This window comes from Pseudomonas sp. Yb2C2 (assembly GCF_052112325.1).
Classification (GTDB): domain Bacteria; phylum Pseudomonadota; class Gammaproteobacteria; order Pseudomonadales; family Pseudomonadaceae; genus Aquipseudomonas; species Aquipseudomonas marginalis.
The window spans coordinates 18,291-42,572 of sequence record NZ_JAVAJK010000003.1 but is presented as its reverse complement, the minus strand read 5'-3'; the positions used below and the strand labels follow the sequence as shown (position 1 = coordinate 42,572).

The 24,282-nt window shown below is 61.7% G+C and carries 23 protein-coding genes; 12 read left to right on the top strand and 11 right to left on the bottom strand.

Going from position 1 to position 24,282, the window contains the following annotated elements; all coding sequences use genetic code 11:
• Positions 1-37: 37 nt before the first annotated feature.
• The 6 genes from Q8X51_RS04445 to Q8X51_RS04420 all read right to left on the bottom strand — a co-directional run bounded on the left by Q8X51_RS04445 (position 38) and on the right by Q8X51_RS04420 (position 5,061).
• Positions 38-277, bottom strand: a complete 240-nt coding sequence (locus Q8X51_RS04445; RefSeq protein ID WP_027607251.1) for a DUF6124 family protein — start codon at positions 275-277, stop codon at positions 38-40.
• A 425-nt stretch (positions 278-702) separates the two neighbouring features.
• Positions 703-1,473, bottom strand: a complete 771-nt coding sequence (mddA, locus tag Q8X51_RS04440; protein WP_281114523.1) for a methanethiol S-methyltransferase — start codon at positions 1,471-1,473, stop codon at positions 703-705.
• Positions 1,474-1,599: 126 nt separating this feature from the next.
• The gene (locus Q8X51_RS04435) at positions 1,600-2,868 is read right to left on the bottom strand and encodes an NAD(P)/FAD-dependent oxidoreductase (protein WP_407694080.1); all 1,269 of its coding nucleotides are present in this window, start codon (positions 2,866-2,868) and stop codon (positions 1,600-1,602) included.
• Complete coding sequence (locus Q8X51_RS04430) at positions 2,865-3,617, bottom strand: amino acid ABC transporter ATP-binding protein (protein WP_281114090.1); 753 nt, start codon at positions 3,615-3,617, stop codon at positions 2,865-2,867. The genes Q8X51_RS04435 and Q8X51_RS04430 overlap by 4 nt, the downstream gene beginning before the upstream one ends.
• Positions 3,614-4,282 (bottom strand): ectoine/hydroxyectoine ABC transporter permease subunit EhuD, encoded by a 669-nt coding sequence (gene ehuD, locus Q8X51_RS04425; RefSeq protein WP_027607247.1) that lies wholly within the window; start codon positions 4,280-4,282, stop codon positions 3,614-3,616. Before ehuD ends, Q8X51_RS04430 begins: the two co-directional genes overlap by 4 nt.
• Entirely contained in the window at positions 4,279-5,061 is a 783-nt protein-coding gene (locus tag Q8X51_RS04420) for an ABC transporter substrate-binding protein (RefSeq protein WP_092488726.1), read from the bottom strand. The genes ehuD and Q8X51_RS04420 overlap by 4 nt, the downstream gene beginning before the upstream one ends.
• Positions 5,062-5,276: 215 nt before the next feature.
• Between Q8X51_RS04420 and Q8X51_RS04415 the strand changes: the two genes are divergently transcribed.
• Entirely contained in the window at positions 5,277-6,056 is a 780-nt protein-coding gene (locus Q8X51_RS04415) for an IclR family transcriptional regulator (protein ID WP_027607245.1), read from the top strand.
• A 129-nt stretch (positions 6,057-6,185) separates the two neighbouring features.
• On the opposite strand, the gene Q8X51_RS04410 is transcribed toward Q8X51_RS04415, so the two are convergent.
• Together Q8X51_RS04410 and Q8X51_RS04405 are read right to left on the bottom strand one after the other, a co-directional pair.
• Positions 6,186-7,430 (bottom strand): saccharopine dehydrogenase family protein, encoded by a 1,245-nt coding sequence (locus tag Q8X51_RS04410; protein WP_090402998.1) that lies wholly within the window; start codon positions 7,428-7,430, stop codon positions 6,186-6,188.
• Positions 7,431-7,458: 28 nt separating this feature from the next.
• The gene (locus Q8X51_RS04405) at positions 7,459-8,556 is read right to left on the bottom strand and encodes a carboxynorspermidine decarboxylase (RefSeq protein WP_027607243.1); all 1,098 of its coding nucleotides are present in this window, start codon (positions 8,554-8,556) and stop codon (positions 7,459-7,461) included.
• Between the two features lie 355 nt (positions 8,557-8,911).
• On the opposite strand from Q8X51_RS04405, the gene Q8X51_RS04400 reads away from it, so the two are divergent.
• The 7 genes from Q8X51_RS04400 to Q8X51_RS04370 all read left to right on the top strand — a co-directional run bounded on the left by Q8X51_RS04400 (position 8,912) and on the right by Q8X51_RS04370 (position 15,871).
• Positions 8,912-9,931, top strand: a complete 1,020-nt coding sequence (locus Q8X51_RS04400) for a LacI family DNA-binding transcriptional regulator (protein WP_407694079.1) — start codon at positions 8,912-8,914, stop codon at positions 9,929-9,931.
• Entirely contained in the window at positions 9,915-10,919 is a 1,005-nt protein-coding gene (locus tag Q8X51_RS04395) for an ABC transporter substrate-binding protein (RefSeq protein ID WP_407694078.1), read from the top strand. Before Q8X51_RS04400 ends, Q8X51_RS04395 begins: the two co-directional genes overlap by 17 nt.
• Entirely contained in the window at positions 10,920-11,738 is an 819-nt protein-coding gene (locus Q8X51_RS04390) for an ABC transporter permease (protein ID WP_053134326.1), read from the top strand.
• Positions 11,735-12,529, top strand: a complete 795-nt coding sequence (locus tag Q8X51_RS04385) for an ABC transporter permease (protein ID WP_065948102.1) — start codon at positions 11,735-11,737, stop codon at positions 12,527-12,529. Before Q8X51_RS04390 ends, Q8X51_RS04385 begins: the two co-directional genes overlap by 4 nt.
• The gene (locus Q8X51_RS04380) at positions 12,526-13,557 is read left to right on the top strand and encodes an ABC transporter ATP-binding protein (RefSeq protein ID WP_407694077.1); all 1,032 of its coding nucleotides are present in this window, start codon (positions 12,526-12,528) and stop codon (positions 13,555-13,557) included. Before Q8X51_RS04385 ends, Q8X51_RS04380 begins: the two co-directional genes overlap by 4 nt.
• A 10-nt stretch (positions 13,558-13,567) precedes the next feature.
• Entirely contained in the window at positions 13,568-14,401 is an 834-nt protein-coding gene (locus Q8X51_RS04375) for a phosphodiesterase (RefSeq protein WP_065924658.1), read from the top strand.
• 150 nt (positions 14,402-14,551) lie between these two features.
• On the top strand, positions 14,552-15,871 hold the full coding sequence (locus Q8X51_RS04370) for an OprD family porin (protein WP_065924659.1): 1,320 nt from the start codon (positions 14,552-14,554) through the stop codon (positions 15,869-15,871).
• Positions 15,872-16,003: 132 nt separating this feature from the next.
• On the opposite strand, the gene Q8X51_RS04365 is transcribed toward Q8X51_RS04370, so the two are convergent.
• Complete coding sequence (locus Q8X51_RS04365) at positions 16,004-17,647, bottom strand: sensor domain-containing diguanylate cyclase (protein WP_323146453.1); 1,644 nt, start codon at positions 17,645-17,647, stop codon at positions 16,004-16,006.
• Positions 17,648-17,941: 294 nt separating this feature from the next.
• Between Q8X51_RS04365 and Q8X51_RS04360 the strand changes: the two genes are divergently transcribed.
• Both Q8X51_RS04360 and metE read left to right on the top strand, forming a co-directional pair.
• On the top strand, positions 17,942-18,703 hold the full coding sequence (locus Q8X51_RS04360) for a M12 family metallopeptidase (RefSeq protein ID WP_407694076.1): 762 nt from the start codon (positions 17,942-17,944) through the stop codon (positions 18,701-18,703).
• A 148-nt stretch (positions 18,704-18,851) separates the two neighbouring features.
• Positions 18,852-21,140 carry a 5-methyltetrahydropteroyltriglutamate--homocysteine S-methyltransferase gene (metE, locus tag Q8X51_RS04355; RefSeq protein ID WP_407694075.1) on the top strand — a complete coding sequence of 763 codons (2,289 nt, stop codon included), beginning with the start codon at positions 18,852-18,854 and terminating at the stop codon, positions 21,138-21,140.
• Between the two features lie 250 nt (positions 21,141-21,390).
• Here the strand turns inward: metE and Q8X51_RS04350 are convergent, their stop codons facing one another.
• Positions 21,391-22,545: a DUF1624 domain-containing protein gene (locus Q8X51_RS04350; protein ID WP_407694074.1), complete on the bottom strand. Its 1,155-nt coding sequence runs from the start codon at positions 22,543-22,545 to the stop codon at positions 21,391-21,393.
• Positions 22,546-22,665: 120 nt separating this feature from the next.
• On the opposite strand from Q8X51_RS04350, the gene Q8X51_RS04345 reads away from it, so the two are divergent.
• Both Q8X51_RS04345 and yfcF read left to right on the top strand, forming a co-directional pair.
• Positions 22,666-23,202, top strand: a complete 537-nt coding sequence (locus tag Q8X51_RS04345; protein ID WP_137212212.1) for a DUF924 family protein — start codon at positions 22,666-22,668, stop codon at positions 23,200-23,202.
• Positions 23,203-23,298: 96 nt separating this feature from the next.
• Positions 23,299-23,931, top strand: a complete 633-nt coding sequence (gene yfcF / locus Q8X51_RS04340; protein WP_315872058.1) for a glutathione transferase — start codon at positions 23,299-23,301, stop codon at positions 23,929-23,931.
• Here yfcF and Q8X51_RS04335 read toward each other — a convergent pair.
• Complete coding sequence (locus Q8X51_RS04335; RefSeq protein WP_065924604.1) at positions 23,906-24,178, bottom strand: hypothetical protein; 273 nt, start codon at positions 24,176-24,178, stop codon at positions 23,906-23,908. The two genes, yfcF and Q8X51_RS04335, sit on opposite strands and share 26 nt — an antisense overlap.
• Between the last annotated feature and the right edge of the window lie 104 nt (positions 24,179-24,282).

The following is a 24,282-nucleotide window of genomic DNA, read 5'->3' as shown; positions in this document are numbered from 1 at the left end:
GATCGTTCCCACGCGCGTGGGAACGATCATCTGAGTGTCATGCCGCTGGATGGGCGTCATCCAATGCTTTGTCCACCAACAATTGCACACCTTCCAGCATTCGGCAGATGCCCAACGCCACATTGCGTTGGGCGCCGTCGATTTCAAAGGCCAGGTGCGTGGCGATATCGGTGATGGAGGATAGATCCTGGGAGGCGTTGACCAGCAGGGTTTCCGTGCCCAGGTCGGGGCGCACGGTGAAGAGTTTTTCTGGGGGATTGGGGCTGTCTTTGATCATGGTGAAGCTCCTTTGTAAATGGGGCTGCCACGATTCGCGGTCAATCGAAGAGGGTGGCAGCTGTACGCGGGTTGACCGACCGGCCCAAAGAACAAAACCGGCATACCCTAAGGTATCCCGCGTACAGCTGCCGCGACACGATACATCAGACGTAAAAAAACGCCTAAGCTCGGGGTTGGCGCAGTTGCTCTTTGAAGTCGGACGGTCAAATCCGGTCGCTGAATTGGCAGCGACGGCACAGAGGTTAGTCAGCGAAGTTCCGAGCGACAACCTGAAACAGTCGTGGGATAAGTCCTAAGGAACTCATGGCCAGACGCTACATCCTGTGGCGAGGGAGCTTGCTCCCGCTGGGCCGCGAAGCGGCCCCAAAAATGGGACTGCTGCGCAGTCCAACGGGAGCAAGCTCCCTCGCCACAAACGCCTATTCAGCGTCCTTTTTTGCGCGTCTTCGACCCCGGCAAAATCATGCCCACCTCTTGCTGGTAGCGCCGATACCGCTCACCAAACAACGCCACCAGGTCCTTTTCTTCAAAGCTGGCGCCAATGAAGAGGTAAACCGTCATCCCTGTCGCAAACAACAGGTGCCCGGCCGTCATGTGCGGTGTTGCCCAAAAGGCGATCAGGAAGCCGAGATACAGCGGGTGACGCACGATCCTGTAAAACAGCGGCGTCCTGAATACTGGCGCCTGTGGTGTGGTTTTGCGCCAACGGTCGATGGCCTGCTTGAGTCCGAACAGTTCGAAGTGGTCAATCAAAAAGGTTGCCAGTAAAGCGATGCCCCAGCCCAGCCAGAACAGGCCAATCCACAGGGCCTTGGCCCACGAGGTTTCAACCTTCCAGACGGTGAGCGGCATCGGTTGCCACAGCCAGAACATCAGCACCAGCACCAGGCTGCTGAGTAGTACATACGTGGAGCGTTCAACCGGCGCAGGCATGAATGTCGCCAGCCACTGCTTGAAGCCTTTACGCGCCATGACCGTGTGCTGGACGCCGAACATCAGGATCAGCGCGCAGTTGATCAGCACGGCGACTGGCCACGCGACGAGGGGGCCATCGTTGATGTTCTTGGGCACCGCCACACTGCCGACAAAGCCGATCAGATATAAGCACGTGAACAGGAACGCCAAATAGCAGCAGGTGCCGTACACCAGCCCCATGGCACGGGAGGTGCGAGTGTTGTCGAGTTGCATGAGCATGCCTTTCCCACAGGATGAATAGACCGCAAACCCGCAGGTCAGCCAGTCCATGGCTAAGCCTAGCGGGTTTTGCGTACCAAAGGACCTGTGAGGGATAACGGTTTTCAGCGTGCCTGCAATTAGGATTCAGCTGATATTGAGCCGATCCAACAAGCTGTACCAAGCCACCCCCGCACCAATGTAAAACCGCTGCAATCCGTGCATCGGCAAGCGTTGCAGCGGCGTGACCGGGTAGGAAAATTCAGCCTGGCTGTCGCACAACCGCCCGGCCAGTTGCTGCCCCAGGCTGGTACACAATGCGATACCGCGGCCATTGCAGCCCAGCGCCAAGGTCAGCCCCGGCGCCGGTTCGTGGACATGGGGCATGAAGTCCCGCGTGATTGCGATACGCCCGGCCCAGCGGTACTCAAACTCCAGCGGGCCCAATTGCGGAAAGAGCAGCGCCAGGGAGCGCTCCAGGTGGGCAAAATCGGCCGGTGACGTGGGGTCGTTGAACAACCCGCGTCCGCCCATCAGTAAGCGCCCATGACTGTCTTTGCGAAAGTACAGCAGCAGCCGTTGTGCGGTGGACACGGTTTCCTGTCCCGGCAAGATGCTCTCTGCCGCACGCCCACGCAGCGGTTTGGTGGCGACGATAAAACTGTTCGCCGCGAGGATGCTCTGCGCCATGCCCGGCCACAGGTTGCCGCTGTAGCCATTGGTGGCCAGCACCACTTGATCGGCCATCACCTGCGCACCGCCAGCGGTCTGCAGTTGCCATCCCGGGCCCTGGCGCTGTAACCCTGTCACTGCGCTGTGACCATGAACGCGAACACCCGCCGCCAACGCCGCCCCGACCAGCCCACGGGCATACGCCAGCGGCTGAATCGCCCCGGCGCGGCCATCCAGCCAGCCGCCGGCAAATGCCTCGCTGCCCATGCGCGATGCCACCGCCGCCGCATCCAGGCGCTGCACCGGCACGCCGCGCCGCGCCCATTGCTCGGCTCGCGCATGCAGGCCGGCTACGCCCTTTTGCGTGTACGACACCTGCATCCAGCCTTTGCGCACCGGCGCGCAATCAATGCCGTGCCTGTCGATCAACGTGAACACCAGGTCCGCCGAGTTCGACACTGTCGAGATCAACGGCTCGGCCTGCTCCGGTCCGTACATCTGCACCAGTTGCTCCGGGTCGTACTTGAGCGTCGGGTTGACCTGCCCGCCGTTGCGTCCCGATGCGCCCCAGCCGGGCTCATTGGCTTCCAGCACGCACACGCTGACCCCGCGCTCGGCCAGATGCAGGGCTGTCGACAGGCCGGTATACCCCGCGCCGACAATCGCCACATCCACGTTCACCGACTCACCCAGCGCAGGCGTCGGCACCACGGAGGGCGCCGTCGCCGACCACAATGATTTCATGACAGGCTCCGCGTGTTGCCGGTGGGGTGCAGCACGCGCCGCAGGAAGTCCTGGGTACGTGCATGCTGTGGATCGCCCAGCACCTGCTCGGCCGGGCCGCTCTCGACGATGTAGCCGCCATGCAGGAAGCACACGCGGTCGGCGACTTCGCGGGCAAAGCCCATTTCATGGGTGACCACGATCATGGTCATGCCTTCGTCGGCCAGGGTGCGCATTACCGCCAGGACATCGCCCACCAGTTCAGGGTCGAGGGCCGAGGTGGGTTCGTCGAACAGCATGGCTTCAGGTTTCATCGCCAGGGCGCGGGCGATGGCCACGCGTTGCTGCTGGCCGCCGGAGAGCTGTTCGGGGTAGGCGTCGGCCTTGGCGCTCAGGCCTACCTTGTCCAGCAACACCAGGGCCTCTTCGCGGGCCTGCTTGAACGGTTCGCCTTTGACATACACCGGACCTTCCATCACGTTTTCCAGCACGGTGCGGTGGGGGAACAGGTTGAAGCGCTGAAACACCATGCCCATGCGGCTGCGCAGCGCGTGCACGGTTTTGCTGCCGCGTTGCACGGTTTCGCCGAACACGTTGATGTGGCCGCCATCGTAGGCTTCCAGCGCGTTGATGCAGCGCAGCAGGGTGGATTTGCCCGAGCCCGAGGGGCCGATCAGGCACACCACTTCGCCCTTGGCCACGTCGAGGTCAACGCCGTGCAGGACGCGGTGGCTGCCGTAATGTTTTTGCAACTGACGAATCTCGATCATGCTTTTTTCCTCCGCCCCAGGTGCTGCTCCATACGACGCAGGCCATACACCAGCGGCAGGCTCATCAGCAGGTAGAGCAGGGCGACCAGGGTGTAGACGGTCATGTTCTGGAAGGTCGACGAGGCGATCAGTTGGCCTTGGCGGGTCATCTCGGCGACGGTGATGGTGGAGACCAGGGACGAATCCTTGAGCATCATCACCAGGGTGTTGCCGTAGGGCGGCAGGGCGATGCGAAACGCCTGGGGCAGGATCACCCGGCGCATCATCAGCGCCGAGCGCATGCCCAGGGCTTCGGCGGCTTCACGCTGGCCCTGTTCCACGGCGATGATGCCGGTGCGGAAGTTCTCGGCCTGGTATGCCGAGTAGGCGATGCCCATGCCGATCACCCCGGCGTAGAACGCCGTGAGGTGCACGCCCATGTCCGGCAGCACGAAGTAGATGTAGAACAGCTGCACGATGATCGGCAGGCCACGGATCACGTTGATGATGGTGCTGGCCACCCATGACAGCGTGCGAATCGGCGACAGCTTGAGCAGCGCCAGCACCAGGCCGATCGCACTGCTGAGCAGGAACGACAGCACGGTGATCTGGATCGTCACCCAGGCGCCCTGCAGCAGAATCGGCAGGAAGTCCCGGGCGTTTTGCAGGAACTCGGCCGGGTTCATGGGCGCACCTGGGTATCAAGTCCCCACTTCTTGAGGATGCTGTCCAGGGTACCGTCGGCCTTGATGCCGGCGATGGCGGTGTTCAGGCGCCCGAGGGTTTGCGCATCGCCTTTGCGTACCACCAGGCAGACTTCGCCGACGTTGGTGGGCTGGTAGTCGGGGGCGAGCTTCACGCCTTTGAACAGCTTCTGGCGAATCTGGTAGGCCACCACCGGCTGGTCGCCGACCGCCGCTTTGATGCGCCCCAGGGACAGGTCGCGGACCATCTCGCCGATGGAGTCGTAGGTGCGAATCTCCTTGAAGATCCCCAGCTTGTTCAGTTGGTCGTAGAACACCGTGCCGGCCTGTACGCCGACCACCTGATCCTTGAGCGGCGTGAGGTCGGGGTAGGCGGCGCTGTCGTCGGCATTGATGATCAGGCCCTCACCGTAGGCGTACACCGGGGCGCTGAAGTCGACGACCTTGGTGCGCTCTTCGGTCTTGAGCATGCCGGCGGAAATGAAGTCGAGCTTGCCGGAGGTGAGGGAGGGGATCAGCGCGGCGAAGTTGGTCTGTTCGATCTGGCTGGTGAAGCCGCCGGCCTTGCCCACGGCCTCGGCGACGTCGACCATCACGCCCTGGATGCTGTTGGTCTTGATATCGAGGAAGGTGAACGGCGACCCACTGGCGGTTGCACCGACTTTGTACGTGGACGCACTTTCTGCGTGCGCGGCGCTGACGCAGAGTGTGGCGCACACACCGAAGGCAAGGCGGCGAAACAAGGGCGAAAGACTGTTCATCGGGCTACTCCAGAAGGAAAACGGAAAGTCAGTACCGCGAGCGGTTACCGATGAAATCGCAAGCTCTGTGCCATTTCGATTCAAATAAATCGAATCACGCTATATAAAATCGACAAAATGAACTATTCGTATCGCTATGCGATATTTATTGGTCTATTTTTGTGATTTGGGGTAGTAATATCGCCACGCCTGATCCACCTGACCGCGAGTCCGCCATGTCCGAAGAACGCAACAGTCTGCACAACCAATCCCTGGAGAAAGGCCTGTCGGTGCTCAAGGCATTCAGCGCCCAGCGCCGCAGCATGAGCCTTGCAGAGGTGGCCGAGGCCGCTGGCATGACCAAAAGCTCGGCCCAGCGCATGGTGTTTACCCTCGAAAGCCTGGGTTACCTTCGGAAACACTCCCGCACACGGCATTACCAACTCACCCCCCGGGTGCTGGAGTTGGGGTTCAGCTACCTGGATGCGCATTCATTGATCGAGGTGGCCAACCCGTTTCTGTCGGAACTGACCCGGCTGACCGGCGAGACCTCGTGCCTGACCGAGCCGGCGGGCTACGACATGACCTATATCGCGCGCTTTGTCAGCGCGGGTTTTGTACCTGTGCATATGCCGATCGGCTCGCGGGTGCCGATGTACTGTACGGCGTCGGGGAGGGCGTATCTGAGTGCATTGCCGCAGGAGGAGGCGTTGGCGCTGATCGAGCACAGCCAGCGGGTGGCACACACCAGCCAGACGTTGACGGACGTGGCGGGCATTCTGGAATCGTTGCAGCAGGTGCGCGAGCAGGGCTATGCGGTGAATGCCCAGGAGCTGTTCCTCGGCGACATGACCATCGGCGCGCCGGTGCTGGGCGCCAATGGCCGGCCGGTGGCGGCGGTGCATGTGGTGGCGCCGACCAGTCGGTGGAGCAGGGCGGATGCGGAGAAGCAGCTGGCGCCGGCGCTGTTGCAGTGCTCCAGGGCACTGAGCAACTCGGCGCGGAACCTGGAATAACCGGCAATGTAGATGCAAATGTGGGAGGGGGCTGGCCGCCGATGGCAGTGTGTCAGCGAGCAACTGCTTGCTGATCCACCGCTATCGGGCAAGCCCCCTCCCACATTCTGTTCGGTTCGCTATGGCCTGTCAGGCCATTGCATCCCAGGCGCGATCACCGTGCTCGTCCTTGATCCGAGTCGGCAGGCCCATCACGTCCAGCGCCTTGAGAAACGGCTCAGCCGGCAGTTCCTCGACGTTGGCCATGTGTTTCACATCCCACTCGCCCCGGGCGACCAGCAGCGCTGCGGCTACCGGTGGAACGCCTGCGGTGTAGGAGATGCCCTGGCTGTCCGTCTCGGCAAAGGCTTCTTCGTGGCACGCCACGTTGTAGATGAACATCTCGCGTGGCTGGCCATCCTTGGTGCCTTTGACCAGGTCGCCGATGCAGGTCTTGCCGGTGTAGCCCGGGGCGAGCGAAGACGGGTCGGGCAGCACGGCCTTGACCACTTTCAACGGCACCACTTCCAGGCCTTCGGCGGTGGTGACCGGCTTCTCGGAGAGCAGGCCGAGGTTTTTCAGCACGGTGAACACGTTGATGTAGTGTTCGCCGAAGCTCATCCAGAAACGCACGTTGGGCACGTCAAGGTTTTTCGACAGCGAGTGCACTTCATCGTGGCCGGTCAGGTACAGGTTCTGCGAACCGACCACCGGCAGGTCGTCGGTGCGTTTGACTTCGAACATGGTGTTGCTGGTCCACTGGCTGTTCTGCCAGCTCCACACCTGCCCGGTGAATTCGCGGAAGTTGATTTCCGGATCGAAATTGGTGGCGAAGTATTTGCCATGGGAGCCGGCATTGACGTCGAGGATGTCGATCGAATCAATGCGGTCGAAATGCTGTTGCTGCGCCAGCGCGGCATACGCGTTGACGACACCCGGGTCGAAGCCCACGCCAAGGATGGCGGTGATGTTCTTCTGTTTGCACTCTTCCAGGTGGTTCCATTCGTAGTTGCCGTACCACGGCGGGGTCTCGCAGACCTTGCCCGGCTCTTCGTGGATGGCGGTGTCGAGGTACGCAACGCCCGTGTCGATGCAGGCACGCAGTACCGACATGTTGAGGAACGCGGAACCCACGTTGATGACGATCTGCGATTCGGTCTCGCGGATCAGGGCCTTGGTCGCTTCCACGTCCAGGGCGTTCAGCGCGAAGGCCTGGATGTCGGCGGGAACCTTCAGGCTACCCTTGGCCTTGACGCTGTCGATGATGGCCTGGCATTTGGAGATGTTGCGCGACGCGATAGCAATACGACCGAGTTCGTCGTTGTGCTGCGCGCACTTGTGGGCCACCACCTTGGCGACACCTCCTGCACCAATGATAAGAACGTTCTTTTTCAATTGCTTTATTTCTCCTATATCCGCCAGCTTACGAAAGGCTGGACAGGTAGTCGTCGTAACCAAATTCACGAACCACTTCGACTGTACCGTCGAGTTGTTTCACTACGATGGACGGCATTTTCAGGCCGTTGAACCAATTTTTCTTGACCATGGTGTAGCCCGCGGTGTCGATGAACGACAGCCGATCGCCGATGGCCAGCGGACGATCAAATTGATACTCGCCGAAGATGTCCCCGGCCAGGCAGGATTTGCCGCACACCATGTAGGTGTGTTCACCCTCGCTCGGCGCCAGCTTGGCGTTGAGGCGATAGATCAGCAGGTCCAGCAGGTGGGCTTCGATGGAGCTGTCCACGACGGCGAGATTTTTGCCGTTGTAGAGGGTGTCGAGCACGGTGACTTCCAGGGACGCGCTGTTGGTGATCGCCGCTTCGCCGGGTTCCAGGTAGACCTGCACGTCGTACTTCTGCGAGAACGCCTTGAGGCGCTGGCAGAAGGCGTCGATGGCATAGCCTTCACCGGTGAAGTGGATGCCGCCGCCGAGGCTGACCCAGTTGACCTTGTGCAGCAGCGCGCCGAAGCGTTCTTCGATGGTGTTGAGCATCTGGTCGAACAGGTTGAAGTCGCCGTTCTCGCAGTTGTTGTGGAACATGAAGCCGGAGATCTGCTCGATCACGCCTTCGATCTTCACCGGGTCCCATTCGCCCAGGCGGCTGAACGGACGCGCCGGGTCGGCCAGCAGGTAGTCGGAGCTGCTCACCTGCGGGTTGACGCGCAGGCCGCGGGTCTTGCCTTCGCTGCGTTCGGCAAAACGCTGCAGCTGGCTGATGGAGTTGAAGATGATCTTGTCGCAGTTATCGAGCATCTCTTCGATTTCATCATCGGCCCAGGCCACGCTGTAGGCGTGCGCCTCACCTTCGAACTTCTGGCGACCGAGCTTCAACTCATACAGCGACGACGAGGTAGTGCCGTCCATGTATTCCTGCATCAGGTCGAACACCGACCAGGTGGCAAAGCACTTGAGCGCCAGCAGGGCCTTGGCGCCGGACTGCTCGCGCACGTAAGCAATCTTCTGCATGTTGACCAGAAGCTTCTGTTTATCGATGAGGTAGTACGGCGTTTTGATCATTTTTGAGAGCCTGCGGCGGTGCCTGCCAAAAAAGGACACGCATTGTGCCCGCACTTGGATCGAATCGAAAGGTTAGCCGGCGGATTTCGCACGCCGGTTTTTCAAGCATAGCCCCGGAGTATGACTATCTAAGGATATGCACCGGCCCGGTGTGGGAGGGGGCTTGCTCCCGATAGCGGTGGACCAGCCCGCCAATAGGGTGCCTGACACACCACTATCGGGTTCAAGCCCCCTCCCACATTTTGGCCTATGTGACTTTGTTGCACTGCCATCAAACCGTCATCTCCCCACCACCTTCCTGCCACATTCCGCCGTTACTGTCCTCGCCAATGAGATCGATCTCAAGCGAGTAAACATGACTGACCTGAAAGACGTTGCGGGGCTGGCTGGCGTATCCCGCGCTACCGCCGCCCGCACTTTTGCCTCCCCCGACCAGGTGCGCCCGGCGACCCGTGAGCAGGTGTTCGCCGCTGCCCGGGAGTTGGGGTTTCGGCCCAACCTGCTCGGCCGCCAACTGCGCCTGCAAACGACCCAGTTGATCGGCGTGGTGGTGCCCAACCTGCTCAACCCGGTGTTCGCCGAACAGTTCCAGGCCATGGAGCGTGCCGCACGTTTGCGTGGCTACAGCCTGGTGCTGGCGACCACCGACTACAGCAGCGAGCGCGAGTGCATCGTAGTGGAAGAACTGCTGCGCCAGCGCGTCGATGGCCTGGTGCTGACGGTCACCGATGCCGAAAGCAACAGCGTGCTCAGCAGCCTGAATACCGAACGGACGCCGTTCGTGCTGGCCTATCACCAACCGAGCAACCCCAACTACAGCGCCGTGTCGGTGGACAACCGCGCCGGCATGGCCTTGGCCACGCGTTACCTGCTGGAGGCCGGTCATCGACGCATCAGCATGGTCGCCGGCCCCGCCTTGCAGTCCGACCGCGCACGCCTGCGCTATGCCGGTTACTGCGACGCGATGAAGGCATACGGTCTCAAAAGCCGCGCGGTGATCGAAATGCCTGCCCATACCCAGGCTGAATTCGCTGCCATCCAGCCGTACCTCAACGGCCCCGACGCCCCCAGCGCGCTGGTGTGTTCCAACGATTTCCTGGCTATCAGCCTGATCGCCGAGCTGCGCCGCAACGCCTGGAATGTACCTGGGCAACTGTCGGTGATGGGCTTTGACGGCATCGCCCTCGGCACCCAGATGCACCCGACCCTGTGCAGCGTGGTACAGCCCATCGCGCTGCTGGCCAGCACGGTGATTGACCAACTGCTGGCGCAGATCGCCGGCAACGATCCCATTTCCCATTGCCTGCCTTGCCATATCCGGCCGGGCGAAAGTACCCAACCCTTTGAGGAGTCCCTTGATGCGCGCATTCAGTAAAACCCTGGCCACCGTGCTGCTCTGCGGTGTGGCCAGCCTGGCCCAGGCCGCCGACACCGCGATTTGCTACAACTGCCCGCCGGACTGGGCCGACTGGGGCACCCAGCTCAAGGCCATCGCCGCCAGCACCGGTGTGCAGGTGCCGCTGGACAACAAGAACTCCGGCCAGTCCCTGGCGCAACTGGTGGCCGAAAAGGCCGCGCCCGTCGCCGACGTGGTCTACTACGGCGTGACCTTCGGCTTGCAGGCGCAAAAGGCCGGCGTGGTCGAGGGTTATAAGCCCAAGGGCTGGGAACAGATCCCCGCCGGGTTGAAAGACCCCGCCGGCCAGTGGTTTGCGATCCACTCCGGCACCCTGGGCATCATGGTCAACGTCGAGGCATTGGGTGGCCTGCCGGTGCCGCAAAGCTGGGCCGACCTGCTCAAGCCTGAATATAAAGGCATGGTCGGCTACCTGGACCCGTCCAGCGCCTTCGTCGGTTACGTCTCTGCCGTGGCGATCAACCGCGCAATGGGCGGCGACCTGGACAACTTCGCCCCGGCCATCGACTACTTCCAGAAACTGGCGAAAAACGCCCCCATCGTGCCCAAGCAGACCGCCTATGCGCGGGTACTGTCCGGCGAGTTGCCGATCCTGGTGGACTACGACTTCAACGCCTACCGCGCCCGCTATAAGGACAACGCCAATGTCGCCTTCGTGATCCCCAAGGAAGGCAGCATCAGCGTGCCCTATGTGATGAGCCTGGTGGCCAACGCGCCGCACCGCGCCAATGGCGAGAAGGTGCTGGACTTTGTGCTGTCCGACGCCGGCCAGGCACTCTGGGCCAAGGCCTACCTGCGCCCGGTGCGTCCGGTGCAGATGCCGGCTGAAGTGGCCGCGCAGTTCCTGCCCGACAGCGATTACGCCCGCGCCGGTGTGGTGGACTATCAGAAAATGGCCGCTGTGCAGGAAGCCTTCTCCGCCCGTTACCTGAACGAGGTCAAGTAAGTGGCTGCATCGGCAAAACAGGCAGCCTGGGCGCTGGCCCCGGCCTTTGCAGTGCTGTTCGCGTTCTGGCTGCTGCCGCTGGCACACTTGATGGTGCTCGGCGCCGATAGCCGCGACAGCCACGGCAGCGGCTATTGGCAGGTGCTCAGCAGCGCGCAGTACCTGGGCAGCCTGGCGCAGACCTGCGTGCTGGCCATCGTGGTGACGTTCACCGCGTTGTTGATCGGTGGCATCAGCGGCGTGTTCCTCGCGCGCCAGCAGTTTTTCGGGCGCTCGGCGTTGGTGGCGTTGCTCACGTTTCCCCTGGCGTTTCCGGGGGTGGTGGTGGGCTTCCTGGTGATCCTGCTGGCCGGGCGCCAGGGGTTGCTGGCGTCCCTGGGCCTGCAATTGGCCGGTGAGCGCTGGATCTTTGCCTACTCGCTGGCCGGGCTGTTTGTCGGCTACCTGTACTTCTCGATTCCGCGGGTGATCCTCACGGTGATGGCCGCGTGCGAAAGCCTCGACCGCAGCCTGGAAGAAGCCGCGCATTCGCTGGGAGCAGGGCACTGGCGGGTGGTCTGCGACGTGATCGTGCCGGGCCTGGCGCCGGCGTTGGCGTCCTGCGGTGCGATCTGCTTCGCCACGTCCATGGGCGCGTTCGGCACCGCGTTCACCTTGGGCACGCGCCTGAATGTAACCCCGGTGGCGATCTACAATGTATTCACCAACTACGCCAATTTTGCCGTCGCCGCCGCGTTGTCGGTGGTGCTCGGCGCGGTGACCTGGGCGGTGCTGTTGCTCACGCGACGCCTGGTGAAAAATGCGGGGACGGTCTTGTGAAACGCTCATCGCTGTTTGTGATGCAACTGCTGTTCACCCTGCTGGTGTGCGCGTTCATGCTGGTGCCGGTGCTGATGTCGTTGCTGGCCGGGTTGACGCGCAATTTCTTCGTCGGCCTGTCCAGCGGCCTGACGTTCGACTGGCTGATCCAGGTATGGCAGGCCTATTCGCCCACCGTATGGCTGTCGTTGCAATTGGCCCTGGCGTGCGCGGTGTGTGTCTGCGTGATCGGCGTGCCGGCGGCCTATGCGCTGGTGCGCATGAACAACCGCTTCAGCCGTGCCTTCGAAGAGCTGATGGTGCTGCCCGTGGCGATGCCGGGGCTGGCCAGTGCGCTGGCGTTGCTGCTCACCTACGGCCAGTTCGGCACGTTTCGCAGCAGCTGGCTGTTCATCCTGGTCGGCCATGTGTTGTTCACCTTGCCGTTCCTGGTACGTCCGGTGATGGCGGTGATGCAACGCCAGCAACTGCCGGTGCTGGAAGAGGCGGCGGCCAGTCTGGGCGCCGGGCCGATCAGGCGCTTTTTCAGCGTGGTGGTGCCCAACTGCCGGGCGGGGATTCTGGCGGGCGTGCTGATGGTGGTGACCTTGTCGTTGGGGGAATTCAACCTGACCTGGATGCTCCACACGCCGATGACCAAGACATTGCCCGTGGGCCTGGCCGACAGCTACGCCTCGGCGCGCCTGGAAATCGCCAGCGCCTATACCCTTATCTTTTTGCTGATGATCGTGCCGCTGCTGATTGCGTTGCAGGCCATCAGCGCTCGTTTGTCCCGTGGAGAGCGTCGATGACCGCTATCACTATCCGCCTGCAAGGCTGTCGCAAGGCATTCGCCGACGGCACCGTGGCTGTGCATGACCTGAACCTGACCGTCGAAGGCGGTGAGACCCTGGCGATCCTCGGCCCGTCCGGCTGCGGCAAGACCACCACCTTGCGCCTGATTGCCGGCCTGGAACGCCCGGATGTAGGCCAGGTTTTTTTCGGTATCGACGACGTCACCCGCCTGCCCATCGAGCGCCGCGACGTGGGCATGGTGTTCCAGAACTACGCGCTGTTTCCCAACCTCGATGTGGCCGGCAATATCATCTACGGCTTGAAGATTCGCGGCATGGCGCCGCTTGCGCGGAACAAGCGCTGTGAGGAACTGCTGGAGTTGGTCGGCCTGCAACAGCATGGCAAGCGCAGCATCCACGAATTGTCCGGTGGCCAACGTCAACGGGTGGCCCTGGCCCGTGCCCTGGCGCCGCGCCCTAAAGTGCTGTTGCTGGATGAACCGCTGGCGGCCCTGGATGCGCAATTGCGCGAGCGCCTGCGCAGCGAGCTGAATGAACTGCTGCGCGGCCTCGGTATCACCTCGGTATTTGTCACCCACGACCAGGGCGAAGCCATGGCCCTGGGCGATCGTATCCTGGTGATGGAGCACGGCCGCGTCGCGCAACTGGCCAGCCCACGGGAGATCTACCAAAAGCCGGCGAATGCCTTCGTCGCCGGTTTTGTCGGCAACCTCAATGCCTTTGCCGTCACCTCGCGAACAGCCCATGGCCTGAAAGTCTGCGGCGGCGAGTTGCCGTGGCAGGCCGTCGACGTGCCCAACACGGTGTACTGCCGCCCCGAACACTTGCGGGTGATGGAGAGCGAAGGGCACTTGCACGGCCATCTATTGGCGCAGTTTTTCCAGGGCGCGCAAAGCCGCCTGTTGGTGGACGTGGGCGGCCCGCAACCGCTGCTGGTGGACAGCAGCGACAACCACCTGTACGCCGTCGGCGCGCCGATTGCCCTGGCGATTGCGCCGCACATGTTGTTCACCCTGAATGCGTGAGAGTTTGCTTGTGAATCGTCCGTTTCTTGTTGCGCAAATCAGCGACCTGCACCTTAAAGCCGGCCAGCGCCTGACGTATGGGGTGGTCGATACCCTGGGCGCGCTGCGCCGTGCCGTCGACCATTTGAACGCCAGCCACCCACGGCCCGATATCGTGGTGGTCAGCGGTGACCTGGTGGACTTCGGCCGCGCCGATGAATACGCCGTGCTGCACCCCGAACTCGCGCGCCTGCACATGCCGTGCTACCTGGTGCCCGGCAACCACGACACACGCGGTCCGTTGCTCGAGGCATTCCGTGATCACGCCTATTTGCCGTTGTCGGCAGAGGGCCCGTTGGACTGGGTGGTGGACGAGCATCCGCTGCGTTTGATCGGCCTGGACTCGACTATCCCGGGTGGGCACGGCGGCCAGCTACTGGACAGCCAATTGCACTGGTTGGACGCGCAACTGGCACGACGCCCGGACGTGCCGACGTTGCTGATCCTGCACCATCCACCGTTTATCAGCGGCATCGGCCATATGGACCGCGAACCCTTTATCAACGCTGCGGCGCTGGAAGCAGTTGTGTCTCGCCACCCGCAAGTGGAACGCCTGCTGTGCGGGCACCTGCACCGACCGATGCAACGACGCTTTGGCGGCAGCTTGAGTTGTGTGTGCCCCGGTACTTCCCATCAGATTGTGCTGGACCTGCAGGACGCCGCGCCCGCGCATTTCAACCTGGAGCCGGCGGGGTATCTGTTGCATCGCTGGGATGCGCAACAGGGCCTGATCAGCCACAACGGCGTGTTCGGGGATTACCCGGGGCCGTACCCGTTTTATGACGCTCATGGATTGATTGACTGAGGTTTACGGAGGTTTCACTTCACTCAACTCGCTAACAACTAAGCAACTGAATAACCGTTAACGCCGCGGCCAACTTCACATTTGGCCGACGGCATCCTGCTGCCCATTTTTTGCGCCCGGAACCTGGGTTCCGCGCCGGAGTTCGTCCTGATGAAAGCCACGTTGAATGTATTAAGTGTATTGACCGGCGGCCTGGGCATTGCCCTGAGCCCCTTGGCGTCTGCTGACTTTTTGAGCGACAGCAAAGCCAACTTGAGCATGCGTAACTTCTACTTCAATAACGACAACCGCGACGGCACGGCGGCACCGTCGAAGACCGAAGAGTGGGGCCAGGCCTTTATCCTCAACTACCAGTCGGGCTTCACCGACGGCACCGTCGGTTTTGGCCTGGACGCCATCGGCATGCTCGGCGTGACCCTCGACAGCAGCGCCGCGCGCCATGTCGGCAGCTCGATGATCCCCACCGAAGACGGCAAGGCCACGGATAACTGGGCCCGTGGTGGCGCGACGGCCAAGGCGCGCTTTGCCAAGACCGAAGCGCGCTACGGCTACCTGCGCCCGAACCTGCCGATCCTGGTGAGCAACGACGGCCGCCTGTTGCCGCAGTCGTTCGAAGGCGGGCAGGTCACCAGCAAGGACATCGACAACCTGACCCTGGTCGGCGGCCAGCTTGAGCACACCACCGGTCGCGGCTCCAGCGACCGCAGCGGCCTGGCAGCGGCGGGCGGTACCCGGGAGAGCAATAAATTTACCTACGCCGGTGCGGACTACCAACTGACCAAGGACCTGATGGTCCAGTACTACTACGCCAACCTCGAAGACTATTACCAACAACATTTCGCCGGGTTGATCCACGTATTGCCGCTGGGCGAATACGGCTCATTGAAAACCGACCTGCGCTACTTCAAGACCAGTTCCGACGGCAAAAACAGCAGCGCCGCCGGACGTGCCGAAGGCTACAAATTGGGCGGCTTCACCAAGAACGGCAACGGTGAAATCGACAACAACACCTGGAGCGCCGCGTTCATCTACTCCCTCGGCCCGCACGCGATCACCGCCGGCTACCAGCAAGTCTCGGACGACAGCAACTTCGCCCAACTCAACCAGGGCGGCCTGGTGAACAAAGGCGAGGGCGGTGCCAGCCTGTACCTCTACACCGACCGTACCGTACAGACCTTCATCCAGGCCGGCGAACGCACCGGCTTTGCCCAGTACGCCTACGACTTCGCGTCGCTGGGTGTACCCGGCCTGAAGGCCTCGGTCATGTACCTCAAGGGCGAGCACATCCTCACCACCAGCGGCAACGACGCCAGCGAGTGGGAGCGGGACATCTCGTTGGATTACGTGGTGCAGAGCGGCACGTTCAAGAACGTCGGCTTCGGCTGGCGTAACGGCGTGTCACGCAGTGAAGTGGCGCGGGACCAGGACCAGAATCGGGTGTTTGTGAGTTATTCGATTCCGTTGATGTAGTACCGCTGAGCCCCTCATCTTTGTAGGAGCGAGTTTGCTCGCGAAAAACGTCAACGATAACGCGCCTGTTCAGAATGCCAGCGGTGTCCTTGGGTTCTTCGCGAGCAAGCTCGCTCCTACAGGGGGGCTTGCTCACGCCACCCGATTCCTGCCCGCGCCCTTGGCCTCATACAAGCGCATGTCCGCGCGCTTGAGCAATGCCAGGGAGTCGCGGTCAGAAGGCTCGGCCACGCCCACGCCGATACTCACGGTCAGGCGACCCACGCTTGGGAACACTGCCGCCTCGACAGCCACACGGATCTTTTCGGCGACCACGTCAGGGCTGTCCGGCGCTTCGACTTCCGGCAGCAGCACGGCGAATTCTTCTCCGCCATAACGGGCAACGAAGTCGGTGGCGCGCGTGGTGTTTTCTATCAGGGCTGCCAGTTGGCACAGCACATCGTCACCGATGGCATGGCCGTAGGTATCGTTGACGCGCTTGAAATAGTCGGCGTCGATCAGCAGCAGGGCGAAGGTGCGGCCGGTACGTTGGAACAGCAGGCTGTTCTCGGCGAGTTTTTCGTCGAAGCGGCGCCGGTTGAACACGCCGGTGAGGGCGTCGTGGGTGGCCAGCTTGAGCAGGTCGGCGTTGGCCTGGGTGAGGTCGGCGGTGCGTTGCGCCACGGTGGCTTCCAGGGAGGCGTTGGCGTCTTGCAGTTCACGTTCCTTGGCGAGCAGCGATTGCGTCATGCCGGTGAGCGATTGTCCCAGTTGGGCAATCTCCAGCACCGGGTGTTCCTGGGGGAAGACCGCGCCGGGCTGATGGTCCTGCACCTGTTTGGCGGACTTTGCCAGGCGCTCGATGGGACGGCTGAGGGAGGAGGCGAGGTAATACGCGGCCACTACAAAAGTGATCGCCGCGAGCAGGCCGAGCACGAGCAATTTGTACAGCAGGCTGCGCGCCGGTTGCAGGGCTACGTCCAACGGCTGGCGCACCATGATGTACCAGTTCATCCTGGCGTTGGACGGGCTTGGCACGGCGACGGAGGCCGTGACGTAGCCGTTGCCGGAGAACCAGCCGGCCGACGTGAGCAGCTTGTCTGCGGGTATCTGTTCACCCGCGAGGGCTTCGGGGTAAAGCACCTTGCCATCGAAGTCGACAATCAAGGCCTCGATATCGGGGAGGGCGTCTTTTTGCGTTACGGCGGAATCGACGATCTGCGTCACCCAGCGCCAGTGGGCATGGGCGCCCAGTACGCCAATCGTCTCGCCACGGGCATTGCGAATCGGCGCGGCAAAGTCGATAAAGCGCAGCGGCTCGCCATTCGCCGCGCCCGGCAGCAGTTTGGCCAGCAGCACTGCCTCGTGGGGATCGCCGGTGTACTCACCGCGCAGGCCGGCCTGGAACCAGGGGCGCTGCTGCACCGATTGATTGACCAGCAGCCCGTTGACGGCCTGGCGCACACGCCCGTCGGCGTCGGCAACCCCCATCCACGCGTACTCGGCGCGCGATTGGGTGCGCAGTTCCATCAAGGCCAGGATGTCCGGCGCATCCAGATCGCCACGGCGAAACAGCGGGGCCTTGCTGAGCAACGCCACTTCCAGCTGCCGTTCGCGCAGTTGCACGGCCAGCAGCGCCGCCGTCGAGCGCGCAGTGCTCAACAGCGTATTGGCGCTGGCCTGTTTCATCTGCTCGGTGGCGATGTGCCCCACGTAGAAACCCACACTCAACAAGATGAGCAGCGACAACCCGGCAAACCATAGGGTGAGGTGACTACGCAGGCTGGCTTTGATCATGAGTGCTCATTTGAATGTTTGTTTGGGGCCATGGTAGGCCTAATAGATAGGTCGCGACCAGCGGTGGGTGATCTGCAGTGGAGTGCTATTCATTGCAGCCGCTCATTCCCTGGAATTTGCGCGCATTGGACGCGATCAGTGAAACTGAAGCAGATGCGGGAAGTGCTCTGGAAGGGCGAACTCGGCGAAGCCGGCATGTGTGCCGTTGCTCGTAAACTTTCGTCATAGAGTCTGAGGAACGAATAACGCTGAAGTACGACGTACCGGGAATACGTCACAGCCGAGGACACTACGTTGAACGTTAATCTGAATGCCTACTCAAGTGCTTTTATACCACCCCATCAGCCCAGCGACAGCGTCGACCAAGCCAACAGTAAAGCTGCATCTGTACTTTCCAGAGGAAAGCGAGGGGTCGCTACTCAAGATGGACTGTGGCCGCAACATTCAACTCTAAAAATTTCCATGGCGGGCATGACCGATGAGCAAAAGAAATTCACAAGAGACAACATCAATAAGTGGGCGCCTCACGTTAACTTGAAGTTCGACTTCACTGACAAGCCCGGTGGGGATATCAGAATTGAAGGGGGGGACGGCAATTGGTCAGGGTTGGGCACTGAATCGAAACGTCAAGACGCCGATAAACCAACCATGCTCATCAACTTCAAGAACGGGATGAATTCAGGGAGTGCAGCCACGATATTGCATGAGTTTGGCCATGCCCTAGGGTTGCATCATGAACACCAACATCCGGAAAACACCTTGGATTTGAACATGTCGCAGATTTACCCAGCGCTGGCCAGCCAAGCTGATCGAGAAGGGGTTGACTACAATATGAAAAAAATAACTGAAGGTGTCGTCAGTGCCCCCTACGATCAAAAATCCATTATGCATTACGGTTTTGCTGCCAATTGGCTCAACGACGGCAAAGCCATCGAGGGAAATAGCGAACTCTCAAAGGGTGATATCAGTTTTATACGTTCACTCTATCCTCCCAAGATAAGAAAGCCCGTCTCCTCCCCATGGTGGGACTACCGTGGCCTTTACAAGCGTTCTTGAGATGCTCCAGCGGCACAGGGCGGTGGCTGTTGAGGTGCTGCTGGTGAATATGAATAAAACTCTTGCTCATCAGTAGTAAAATGAGTTTGTCTCATTATGCTGTGCTGTCGACAATAGCTCCCATCCCAACCGCTTGGAGTTTTTTGTCATGGCAGTCGCTCATTCCCTCGGATTTCCGCGCATTGGACGCGATCGTGAACTGAAAAAAGCGCAGGAAGCGTTCTGGAAGGGCGAACTCGACGAAGCCGGCCTGCGGGCCGTCGGCCGTGAACTGCGCAAGGCCCACTGGGATCTGCAGAAACAGGCCGGTATCGAGTTGCTGCCCGCCGGTGATTTCGCCTGGTACGACCAGGTGCTGACCCACTCGCTGATGTTCGGTGTGATCCCCGAGCGTTTCCGTCCAGCCGACGGCAACGCCACCCTGCACACGTTGTTCGGCATGGCCCGGGGTGTCAGCGACAGCTGCTGCGGCGGTGCCCACGCCCAGGAAATGACCAAGTGGTTCGATACCAACTACCACTACCTGGTGCCTGAATTCAGCGTCGACCAGCAATTTCACCTGGGTTGGGAGCAGTTGTTCGAAGAGGTGCAGGAAGCCCTCGACCTGGGCCACACCGTCAAGCCGGTGGTGATCGGCCCGCTGACCTACCTGTGGCTGGGCAAGGCCAAGGGGGGTGATTTCGACAAGCTCGACCTGCTTGAGCGCCTGCTGCCGTTGTACGGCCAGATCTTCCAGCGCCTGGCCGACCTCGGCGTGGAATGGGTGCAGATCGACGAGCCGATCCTGGTCCTCGACCTGCCGCAGGAATGGAAGAACGCGTTCGAGCGTGCCTACAACCTGATCCAGCGCGACCCGCTGAAAAAGCTGGTGGCGACCTACTTCGGTGGCCTGGAAGAGAACCTCGGCCTGGCCGCGAACCTGCCAGTGGATGGCCTGCACATCGACCTGGTGCGCGCGCCGGAGCAGTACCCGACCATCCTTGACCGCCTGCCTGCGTACAAGGTGCTGTCCCTGGGTGTGGTCAACGGCCGCAATGTGTGGCGCTGCGACCTGGAAAACGCCCTGGCCATCTTGCAGCACGCCCATGAAAAACTCGGTGATCGCCTGTGGGTGGCGCCATCCTGCTCGCTGCTGCACAGCCCGGTGGACCTGGGCCGTGAAGACCAGTTGGATGCCGAGCTGAAAAGCTGGCTGGCATTCGCCGTGCAAAAATGCGCTGAAGTGGCGGTGCTGGCGCAAGCGGTTAACCAGCCTGAAGCGCCCAACGTCCTTGCTGCCCTGGCCGAAAGCCGCGCGGTGCAGGCGGCCCGCGCGGCCTCGCCGCTTATCCACAAGCCTGCGGTACAGGCGCGGGTGGCGGCGATTACCCGCCAGGACAGCCAGCGCCAGTCGCCGTTTACCCAGCGTATCGAGAAACAACGTGCGGGCCTGAACCTGCCGCTGTTTCCGACCACCACCATCGGTTCGTTCCCGCAGACCGCATCGATCCGCCTGGCGCGGCAGTCCTACAAACAGGGCAAGTTGAGCCAGGCCGAATACGTCGAAGCCATGCACAGCGAGATTCGTCACGCCGTCGAGGTGCAGGAAAACCTCGGCCTGGACGTGCTGGTGCACGGTGAAGCCGAGCGTAACGACATGGTCGAGTACTTCGCCGAGCAGTTGGACGGCTACGTGTTCACCCGCTTCGGCTGGGTGCAGAGCTACGGTTCGCGTTGCGTGAAGCCGGCAGTGATCTTCGGCGACCTGAGCCGCCCCAAGGCGATGACGGTGGAGTGGATCCGCTACGCCCAAGGCCTCACCCGCAAGGTGATGAAGGGCATGCTGACGGGACCTGTGACCATGCTGATGTGGTCGTTCCCCCGCGAAGACGTGAGCCGCGAAGTGCAGGCGCGCCAACTGGCCCTGGCGATTCGCGACGAAGTGGTCGACCTGGAGGCCGCCGGCATCCAGATCGTACAGATTGACGAAGCCGCGTTCCGCGAAGGCCTGCCGTTGCGCCAGGCGCAGTGGCAAGGCTACCTGGACTGGGGCACCGAAGTGTTCCGCCTGTGCGCCTCGGGCGTGCGCGATGAAACCCAGATCCACACGCACATGTGCTACAGCGAGTTCAACGATGTGATCGAGTCCATCGCCGCCATGGATGCCGACGTGATCACCATCGAGACCTCGCGCTCGGACATGGAGTTGCTGGACGCGTTCGAAGCCTTTGCCTACCCCAATGACATTGGCCCGGGCGTCTACGACATCCACTCGCCACGGGTGCCGAATGCCTCGGAAATGGCCAACCTGTTGCGCAAGGCGGCGAAACGGATTCCTGCCGAGCGCCTGTGGGTGAACCCGGATTGCGGGTTGAAGACGCGGGGGTGGCCGGAGACGGAGGCGGCGTTGATTCATATGGTCACTGCAGCTCGCCAGCTACGCGCTGAGTTGGCTTGATATCGTAAAAAATGTGGGAGGGGGCTTGCTGTGGTGAGCGGGCTTGCCCCGCGCTGGGCCGCGCAGCAGCCCCAGTAAAGCAGAATGCGGTATATCAGAAACTCCATAGCGGCTGTTTTGGGGCCGCTACGCGGCCCAACGCGGGACAAGCCCGCTCGCCACAGGGGGAACTCGCCAGTCTCTGAAAATTGTGTAGATACCTATGCCACGATGAGTATGGGCGAGCTCCCACATTTGGATCTGTGTCAGATTAGAGGTATTTGAGCCAGGCCAGGTCGCGCCGCCGCGCCTTGAGCGCGGCGAACCAGCGCACCGGTGGGTAGAGCGCCAGGGGCAACACCAACGCCACCAGCCACACCGCACCGATACTCTCGAAGCCAAAGTAGTTGCCCTGGTTCAGACCAAGCAGCGCGACACAGGCGACATACAGCACTTTCAGCACATAAAGGTGCAACAGGTAAAAGAACATCGGCACGGATCCAAACACCGCCAACACGCCGATCCAGCGTCGATGCCCCGCGCGTTCAAACGCCAGCAACAGTAACAGTCCAATGCCCAGGGTCAACGCCAGGAACAGCAGCGAAGGCGGGTACTTGGTGACGTTGAAAAAGCTCATCAGCGTCTGCACGCCGTTGTCATACGCCTGCCAGGGCTTCTCGCCGTAGCCATTGAGCCCACGCAACAGCACAAACCCCAGCAACGCACCCAAGCCGCCGAGCAGCAAATACCGCTGGCGCACGGCAGGCCGCGTGGCATTGGCAAACCACGGTCCCAGGCCGTAACCCAGGGCAATCACGCCGATCCACGGCAGTACCGGGTAGGTCGTGCGCAGGCGCAGGGTGTCGGATACGTCAATCCAACTGCGTTCATGCAGGATCGTCCACGGAATATGCAGCGCCGAGCCTGGGTCGAAGTGCAGGCCATCCAGCAGGTTGTGCCCGCCGATGATCACCAGCGCCAGCACGATCAACAGCGGGCGCGGCAACCACACCAGGGCGGCGAGGGCGAGCATGCTGATGCCAATCGCCCAGATCACCTGCAGATAGATCACGCTGGGCGGCAACTGGAAGGTCCAGGCGAAGTTGACCAGGGTGAACTCCAGCACCACCAGGAACAACCCGCGCTTGAACAGGAACGCCGACACATCGCGGCGGCCCTGGTATTTCTGGCCGTATAAAAACGCGGATAAGCCCGTGAGCAACACAAACACCGGCGCGCACAGGTGGGCGAGGGTGCGGCTGATAAACAACGCGGGCTCGGTGCTGTCGATGCTCATCGGGTCGCTGACTTGGCGATGCAGCAGGAAGGTCTCGCGTACGTGGTCGAGCAGCATGAACAGGATCACCAGGCCGCGCAGGGCGTCGATGGAGAGCAGGCGTTGGCGCAGGGGAACGGCATCGGTCATGGGCGGGATCACAGGGCAGGGCGGAAAATTGGCGTTATCCTATAACATTAATCGACGCGTTGCCCTCCATTGATCCCGCTTCTGATACCTTCAGTAAACCCATACCCGGAGCCCCTGAGCATGAGCACCCCTCAAACCGTCATCGACTTCTGGCAGCACGCCGGCCCCAAGCGCTGGTTCGCCAAGGACGATGGGTTCGACGCCACCTTCCGCGACACCTTCCACGCCACCCACCTGCAGGCCGCCCGGCGCGAGCTGGAAAGCTGGCTGGATTCAGCCGAAGGCGCCTTGGCCTTGCTGATCCTGCTCGACCAATACCCACGCAACGCCTTTCGCGGCACCGCGCACATGTTTGCCACCGACCCGCTCGCGCGTCTGTATGCCGCGCGCATGGTGGACGCCGGGCTCGACCAGCAGGTGGAGCCGGCATTGCGCGCGTTCTGTTATTTGCCGTTCGAACACTCGGAAGACCCAAGGGACCAGCAACGCTCCCTGGCCCTCAACCAGCCACTGGACGCCAACACTTACCGCTGGGCCAAGGAACACGCGCAGATCATCGAGCGCTTCGGGCGTTTTCCCCATCGCAATGCGGTGCTGGCCAGGGTCACGACGGATGAAGAGCGCGCCTTTCTGGACAAGGGCGGGTTTGCCGGTTAACCCGCTATTCCGCCCGGGAATGCCCCCATAAAAACCGCGCATTGTCTTTCTCGGCGCGCATCTCGTAGCGTAGGGCTTCACCCAAGGAGCCCCGTTATGAACCAGCCCCCGTTGCGCCTCTACGTTGATTCGCTCTACACCAGCCCGTACGCGATGTCGGTCTTCGTCACCCTGCGGGAAAAAGGCCTGGCCTTCGACCTGGTCACCCTGGACCTGGACACCGCGCAAAACCAGACAGCCGACTTTGCCCAGCTATCCGTGACCCAGCGCGTGCCGACCCTGGTGGAAGGCGATTTTGCCTTGTCGGAATCCTCCGCGATTACCGAATACCTGGACCAGGCCTACCCCGAGACAGCCGTGTACCCGGCCGATCCCAAACAGCGGGCGAGGGCACGACAGGTGCAGGCGTGGTTGCGCAGTGATTTGCTGCCGATTCGCCAGGAGCGTTCGACCCTGGTGGTGTTTTATGGGCAGAAAATGCCGCCGTTGTCAGCCGACGCCCAAGGGGCAGCCCGGCGCTTGATCAGTGCGGCGCAGGTGCTGTTGGCGGGCAACCCTTCGTACTTGTTCGGTGAGTGGTGCATTGCTGACGTGGACCTGGCGGTGATGCTCAATCGCCTGATTCTCAACGGCGACAGCGTACCTGCCGAGTTGCTGGCTTATGCGCAGCGCCAGTGGCGCCGGCCGTCCGTGCAGGCGTGGGTCAACCTGCAACGTCCTGCGCTGTAGCGCTGGTCGTCATTTGCATGACGCGCCGGTCCAGGTCTTCCCAATCGGCCATGCCCAGCACCCGCGTGGTGTTCAAGCCACGCAGGTAGCCGCGCAACTGCTGGGCACTGGCGTGCACCTGGTCGGCCTCCGACGCCTCATCCAGCAGTACCTGTTCATACTCGACCAGGTAATCGGCGACCCGCTCGCGAAACTCCGGCAAGACGGCTTCGCGGATGCGGTCGAAGGTTTTCTGGTGAGGCTTCATGGCGTGGTCCTTATAGGTTTTATGTGAGCACTATCGGTTCAGATAATAGTCACCATCATGCAACGCAAGTTCTGTTTTTTCAGGAAAAGCGCAAAATCGCCTGC

Excerpts from the sequence above, each read along its gene's own strand:
- Q8X51_RS04445 (WP_027607251.1), bottom strand. The coding sequence starts at position 277 with ATGATCAAAGACAGCCCCAATCCCCCAGAAAAACTCTTCACCGTGCGC.
- mddA (WP_281114523.1), bottom strand. The coding sequence starts at position 1,473 with ATGCTCATGCAACTCGACAACACTCGCACCTCCCGTGCCATGGGGCTG.
- Q8X51_RS04435 (WP_407694080.1), bottom strand. The coding sequence starts at position 2,868 with ATGAAATCATTGTGGTCGGCGACGGCGCCCTCCGTGGTGCCGACGCCT.
- Q8X51_RS04430 (WP_281114090.1), bottom strand. The coding sequence starts at position 3,617 with ATGATCGAGATTCGTCAGTTGCAAAAACATTACGGCAGCCACCGCGTC.
- ehuD (WP_027607247.1), bottom strand. The coding sequence starts at position 4,282 with ATGAACCCGGCCGAGTTCCTGCAAAACGCCCGGGACTTCCTGCCGATT.
- Q8X51_RS04420 (WP_092488726.1), bottom strand. The coding sequence starts at position 5,061 with ATGAACAGTCTTTCGCCCTTGTTTCGCCGCCTTGCCTTCGGTGTGTGC.
- Q8X51_RS04415 (WP_027607245.1), top strand. The coding sequence starts at position 5,277 with ATGTCCGAAGAACGCAACAGTCTGCACAACCAATCCCTGGAGAAAGGC.
- Q8X51_RS04405 (WP_027607243.1), bottom strand. The coding sequence starts at position 8,556 with ATGATCAAAACGCCGTACTACCTCATCGATAAACAGAAGCTTCTGGTC.
- Q8X51_RS04400 (WP_407694079.1), top strand. The coding sequence starts at position 8,912 with ATGACTGACCTGAAAGACGTTGCGGGGCTGGCTGGCGTATCCCGCGCT.
- Q8X51_RS04395 (WP_407694078.1), top strand. The coding sequence starts at position 9,915 with ATGCGCGCATTCAGTAAAACCCTGGCCACCGTGCTGCTCTGCGGTGTG.
- Q8X51_RS04380 (WP_407694077.1), top strand. The coding sequence starts at position 12,526 with ATGACCGCTATCACTATCCGCCTGCAAGGCTGTCGCAAGGCATTCGCC.
- Q8X51_RS04370 (WP_065924659.1), top strand. The coding sequence starts at position 14,552 with ATGAAAGCCACGTTGAATGTATTAAGTGTATTGACCGGCGGCCTGGGC.
- Q8X51_RS04365 (WP_323146453.1), bottom strand. The coding sequence starts at position 17,647 with ATGATCAAAGCCAGCCTGCGTAGTCACCTCACCCTATGGTTTGCCGGG.
- metE (WP_407694075.1), top strand. The coding sequence starts at position 18,852 with ATGGCAGTCGCTCATTCCCTCGGATTTCCGCGCATTGGACGCGATCGT.
- Q8X51_RS04350 (WP_407694074.1), bottom strand. The coding sequence starts at position 22,545 with ATGACCGATGCCGTTCCCCTGCGCCAACGCCTGCTCTCCATCGACGCC.
- Q8X51_RS04345 (WP_137212212.1), top strand. The coding sequence starts at position 22,666 with ATGAGCACCCCTCAAACCGTCATCGACTTCTGGCAGCACGCCGGCCCC.
- yfcF (WP_315872058.1), top strand. The coding sequence starts at position 23,299 with ATGAACCAGCCCCCGTTGCGCCTCTACGTTGATTCGCTCTACACCAGC.
- Q8X51_RS04335 (WP_065924604.1), bottom strand. The coding sequence starts at position 24,178 with ATGAAGCCTCACCAGAAAACCTTCGACCGCATCCGCGAAGCCGTCTTG.